Below are 4,871 nucleotides of genomic sequence, written 5' to 3'. Positions count from 1 at the left end.
CCTGATCGAGCGCAACGAGGCGGTCCTGTTCCCGCCGCCCGCGCCGGTCGGCATGGAGCTGATCGCGCTGGCGGTGGCCGCGCTGCTGGCGCGCGAAAACCAGCAGCGCCGCATCGATGCCGCCGACCAGCACTCGCCGTGGACCCACGCCGGCGCGTGGCGGCTGAACGGCGGCGCGTCGCGCAGGCTGCGCTTCGGCTATGGCGAGCAGGTGCTCGACGTGACGCTGGACAGCAACGAGCGCGGCAGCACGCTGAGCTACGCCGACCAGGCCGCGCCCTTTGCCTATACCTGCCAGGCCGACGATATCCGCGTCAACCTCGGCACGCGGCGCGCGCACGGGCAGGTCCACCTGGATGGCGACGAAATCCACGTGTTCCATGGCGGCCGCCACGCCACGCTGGCCTGGCTCGATCCGCTCGCGCATGCCGGCGAGGCCGAGGGCGAGGGCGGCAAGCTGACCGCGCCGATGCCGGGCAAGGTCATCGCCGTGATGGTCGAGGCCGGCAGCACGGTCGCGCGCGGCGCGCCGCTGCTGGTGATGGAGGCGATGAAGATGGAGCACACCATCTGCGCCCCCGCCGACGGTGTCGTCAGCGAAGTGCTCTACGGCATCGGCGAGCAGGTTGCCGAAGGCGCGCAACTGCTCGCGTTCAGCGACTGAAGGCGCCGGGTCGGTGCTATCCTGCTGCCTCGAATCCACAGGGCCGAGGCCGGGAGGACGGTATGACCATGACGCTTTACTACAACCCCCAGAGCCGCGCGTCGGTGGCGCGCTGGATGCTGGAGGAGGTTGGCGCCGACTACGCGTTGCAGCACATCGATATCGCCAACGGGGAAAGCCGTACGCCGGCTTTCCTGGCGATCAATCCGATGGGCAAGATCCCCACGCTGGTGCTGGATGACGGCACCGTGCTGACCGAGAACGGCGCGATCATCGCCTGGCTCGCCGATGCCTATCCGGACGCGGGGCTGATGCCGCCGCCGGGCTCGTCCGCGCGCGGCACGGTGCTGCGGTGGCTGTTCTTCTGCGGCAGCTGCTTCGAGCCCGCACTGACTGACCGCATGATGCGTGCCCAGGCGCCCTTGCCGAAGCAAACCGTCGGCTGGGGCGACTATGACGAGGTCATCGACGCCATCGAAAGAGCCCTGTCCCCGGGCCCCTTCGTGCTCGGCGACAGCTTCAGTGCCGCCGACGTCTATCTGGGCGCGTCGTTGGCGTGGGCGGGACAGTTCGGTGCGCCGCGGATCCGCGAAAGCCGCCGCATCCAGGATTACGTCGAGCGCATCACCGCGCGCGATGCCTTCGTGCGCGCGGCCAAAGCCTAGCAACTCCGGCGTGCTTCGGGCGCTGCCTGCCAGCCGGCTTCCCGCTCATGTGACGCCGCCACGGTCTGCATTGCTCCCCGGAGTGTGAGACATTGGAGTCCCGGCCAGCGGCGCCGGTCGCAACGGCACGCTGGTCCACCGGCGCCGGATTCCCGGCGCCGTGCCTTCAAGGAGACGCAACATGCCTGGCAAGAACACGATCTGCTTGTGGTACGACCGCGATGCGCTGGAGGCGGCAAACTTCTATGCCAAGACCATTCCCGACAGCGCGGTCGGCGCCGTGATGCGCGCCCCGGGCGACTATCCGGATGGCAGGGAGGGTGATGTGCTGACGGTCGAGTTCACCGTCGCCGGCATTCCGTGTGTCGGACTGAACGGGGGCCCGCACTTCAAGCACAGCGAGGCCTTCTCGTTCCAGATCGCGACCGACGACCAGGCCGAGACCGACCGCCTGTGGGACGCCATCGTCAGCAACGGCGGCCAGGAAAGCGAATGCGGCTGGTGCAAGGACCGCTGGGGCCTGTCGTGGCAGATCACGCCGCGCGCGCTGCTGGCGGCGATCACCGACCCCGACCGTGCCGCGGCCAAGCGCGCCTTCGACGCGATGATGACGATGCGCAAGATCGACATCGCCACCATCGAGGCAGCGCGGCGGGGCACAGCGCCGGCTTGATGCAGCGCCGGCTTGGCGGGATGCGCGACGCAAGCCGGGCCGCATCCTGCAGCATGACGCGCATGTCCATTCCTGATCCTGTAACGTGGCACTTCAGCAAGGCTTTATCCTGACGCGGCACTGGCGCGATACGCCAGGCGGGACCGAAGTCGAATTCTGGCTGGCGACGGATCACGGGCCGCGCCGGCTGAGGCTGGCGCCGCAGCCATCGGTTGCCTTTGTGCCGCAGGCGCAGCGCGAGCGTGCCGAGGCACTGCTGTCGCGCGAGCGCGGGGTCGAACTGCGCCCGCTGGCGCTGCGCGATTTCCAGCGCAGGCCGGTGCTCGGACTGTACTGCGCCCAGCACCGGCAACTGATCCAGTTGGCCAGGACACTGCGCGATGCCGGCGTGGACGTGTATGAAGCCGATATCCGCCCGCCGGAGCGCTTCCTGATGGAGCGCTTCATCACCGCGCCGGTGTGGTTCGACGGCGAGCCGGATGGCGCCGGCGTGCTGCGCAACGCGCAGATGAAGCCGTCGGCCGACTACCGGCCGGCGCTGCGCCTGGTGTCGCTCGATATCGAAACCAGCGCGGCGGGTGAGCTCTATTCGATCGCGCTCGAAGGCTGCGGCCAGCGCCAGGTCTACGTGCTGGGGCTGGGGCCGGGGCCGCAAACGCCCGTCGACGTCGATTTCTCGCTGACCTACTGCGCCACCCGGCCGGAATTGCTGCACCGGCTGAACCAGTGGCTGGCCGACCACGATCCCGATGCCATCATTGGCTGGAACCTGGTGCAGTTCGACCTGCGCGTGTTGCAGGAGCAGGCGCACCGCTTCCAGGTGCCGCTGCGGCTAGGGCGCGGCGGCACGGAAATGGAATGGCGCGAGCACAACGCGCAGCAGCATTTCTTCGCCAGCGCGCCGGGGCGCCTGATCATCGACGGTATCGAGGCGCTGCGCTCCGCGACATGGAGCTTGCCATCGTTCAGCCTCGAAGCGGTGGCGCAGGCGTTGCTCGGCGAAGGCAAGGCGATCGAAAATCCGTACGACCGCATGGACGCCATCGACCGCATGTTCGCCCACGACAAGCCGTCGCTGGCACGCTACAACTTGCGTGACTGCGAGCTGGTGACACGGATCTTCGAGAAGACCGAGCTGCTGCGGTTCCTGCTCGAGCGCGCCACGGTCACTGGCTTGCCAGCCGACCGCAGCGGCGGCTCGGTGGCGGCATTCACGCACCTCTACATGCCGCTGATGCACCGCCAGGGCCTGGTCGCGCCCAACCTTGGAGAGAAAGCCCCCGAGGCCAGCCCGGGCGGCTTCGTCATGGACTCGCGCCCCGGATTGTATGAGTCCGTGCTGGTGCTGGACTACAAGAGCCTGTATCCGTCGATCATCCGGACCTTCTTGATCGATCCGGTCGGCCTGGTCGAAGGGCTGGCGCATCCGGACGATGCCGATGCGGTGCCGGGCTTCCGCGGCGCGCGGTTTTCGCGGACCAAACATTGCCTGCCGGCCATCGTGGCACGGGTGTGGCAGGGGCGCGAGGCCGCCAAGCGCGACGGCAACAAGCCGCTGGCGCAGGCGCTCAAGATCATCATGAACGCGTTCTATGGCGTGCTCGGCTCCAGCGGCTGCCGCTTCTTCGATGCGCGGCTGGCGTCGTCGATCACCATGCGCGGGCACGAGATCATGCGGCAGACCCGGGCGCTGATCGAGGCGCGCGGCTACGAGGTGATCTACGGCGACACCGACTCGACCTTCGTCTGGCTGCGCCGCGCCCGCACCGAAGCCGATGCCGCGCAGATCGGGCGCAGCCTGGTTGCCTACGTCAACGACTGGTGGCGCGACCACCTGTGGCAGACCTATGGGCTCGAGAGCGCGCTCGAGCTGCAGTTCGAGACGCACTTCCGGCGCTTCCTGATGCCGACCATCCGCGGTGCAGAGCTGGGCAGCAAGAAGCGCTATGCCGGCCAGGTGGAGCGTCCGGATGGCACGCGCGAGATGGTGTTCAAGGGGCTGGAGACGGTGCGTACCGACTGGTCGCCGCTGGCGCAGCGCTTCCAGCAGACGCTCTACGAAAAGGTCTTCAACCGAGAGCCGTATGCGGACTATGTGCGCGACATCGTGCGCCGCACGCTGGCCGGTGAGCTGGACCTGGAGCTGGTCTACCGCAAGCGGCTGCGGCGCCGGCTCGAAGAGTACCAGCGCAACGTGCCGCCGCATGTGCGCGCCGCGCGCATCGCGGATGACTATAACGCGCGCCACGGCAGGCCACTCCAGTACCAGCGCGGCGGCTGGATCAGCTATGTCATGACCGTGGCCGGGCCAGAGCCGCTCGAAACACGCTCGGCGCCGATCGACTATGCCCACTACGTCACCCGGCAACTGCAGCCGATTGCCGACGCGATCCTGCCGTTTCTGGACGATGAGTTCGAGACGCTGTTGTCGGGCCAGATGGCTTTGTTCCCGCAGTAACCCCGCAGCGCAACCTGCCATGCAAGCAGGTATCGGCATCAAGTGGCACAACCGGCTCTTACGCCGGTTCCGAGAAAAGTGCTTGCCAGGCCGGGGCCGCCGGTATTAAGATTCGCCCCCTCGTTCGCAAGGCATCGCGCAACGGGCAACGAACGGCGCGCAAGAATTGACTCGAAAGAGGGCGCGCAGCGCAATAAAGAATTTTTCGAAATCAGTTGCTTAATCGAAAAAATTTCTTTAAAGTCTCGTTCCTCGCTGCTGACAACGCAGCGCGCTGAACGGCAAAGCCGGGAAGCGAAGTTCTTTAACAAACAAACAACCGATAAGTGTGGGCGCTTGATAGCGGATGCGAAAGACTTCGGTCTTTTAGCTTAAAAGTTATACAGTGCTCGCACAGCAAAACGTGACTGG

General features: G+C 66.9%; 4 protein-coding genes. All 4 read left to right on the top strand.

What is annotated here, in order from left to right; genetic code table 11:
• On the top strand, nt 1-664 hold a 664-nt coding region (locus MKD50_RS30005), incomplete at its 5' end, for an acyl-CoA carboxylase biotin carboxyl carrier protein subunit (protein ID WP_305882101.1).
• A gap of 62 nt (nt 665-726) precedes the next feature.
• On the top strand, nt 727-1,329 hold the full coding sequence (locus MKD50_RS30000) for a glutathione S-transferase family protein (protein ID WP_240074528.1): 603 nt from the start codon (nt 727-729) through the stop codon (nt 1,327-1,329).
• A gap of 181 nt (nt 1,330-1,510) precedes the next feature.
• Complete coding sequence (locus MKD50_RS29995; RefSeq protein ID WP_115706915.1) at nt 1,511-2,002, top strand: VOC family protein; 492 nt, start codon at nt 1,511-1,513, stop codon at nt 2,000-2,002.
• An 85-nt stretch (nt 2,003-2,087) separates the two neighbouring features.
• On the top strand, nt 2,088-4,460 hold the full coding sequence (locus MKD50_RS29990; RefSeq protein ID WP_252669746.1) for a DNA polymerase II: 2,373 nt from the start codon (nt 2,088-2,090) through the stop codon (nt 4,458-4,460).
• The last annotated feature ends 411 nt before the right edge of the window (nt 4,461-4,871 follow it).

This window comes from Cupriavidus mimosae, from assembly GCF_023952485.1.
In the GTDB taxonomy this organism is placed as follows: domain Bacteria; phylum Pseudomonadota; class Gammaproteobacteria; order Burkholderiales; family Burkholderiaceae; genus Cupriavidus; species Cupriavidus taiwanensis_C.
The sequence above is the reverse complement of the archived record's forward strand: the minus strand, read 5'-3'. Positions and strand labels throughout refer to the sequence as shown.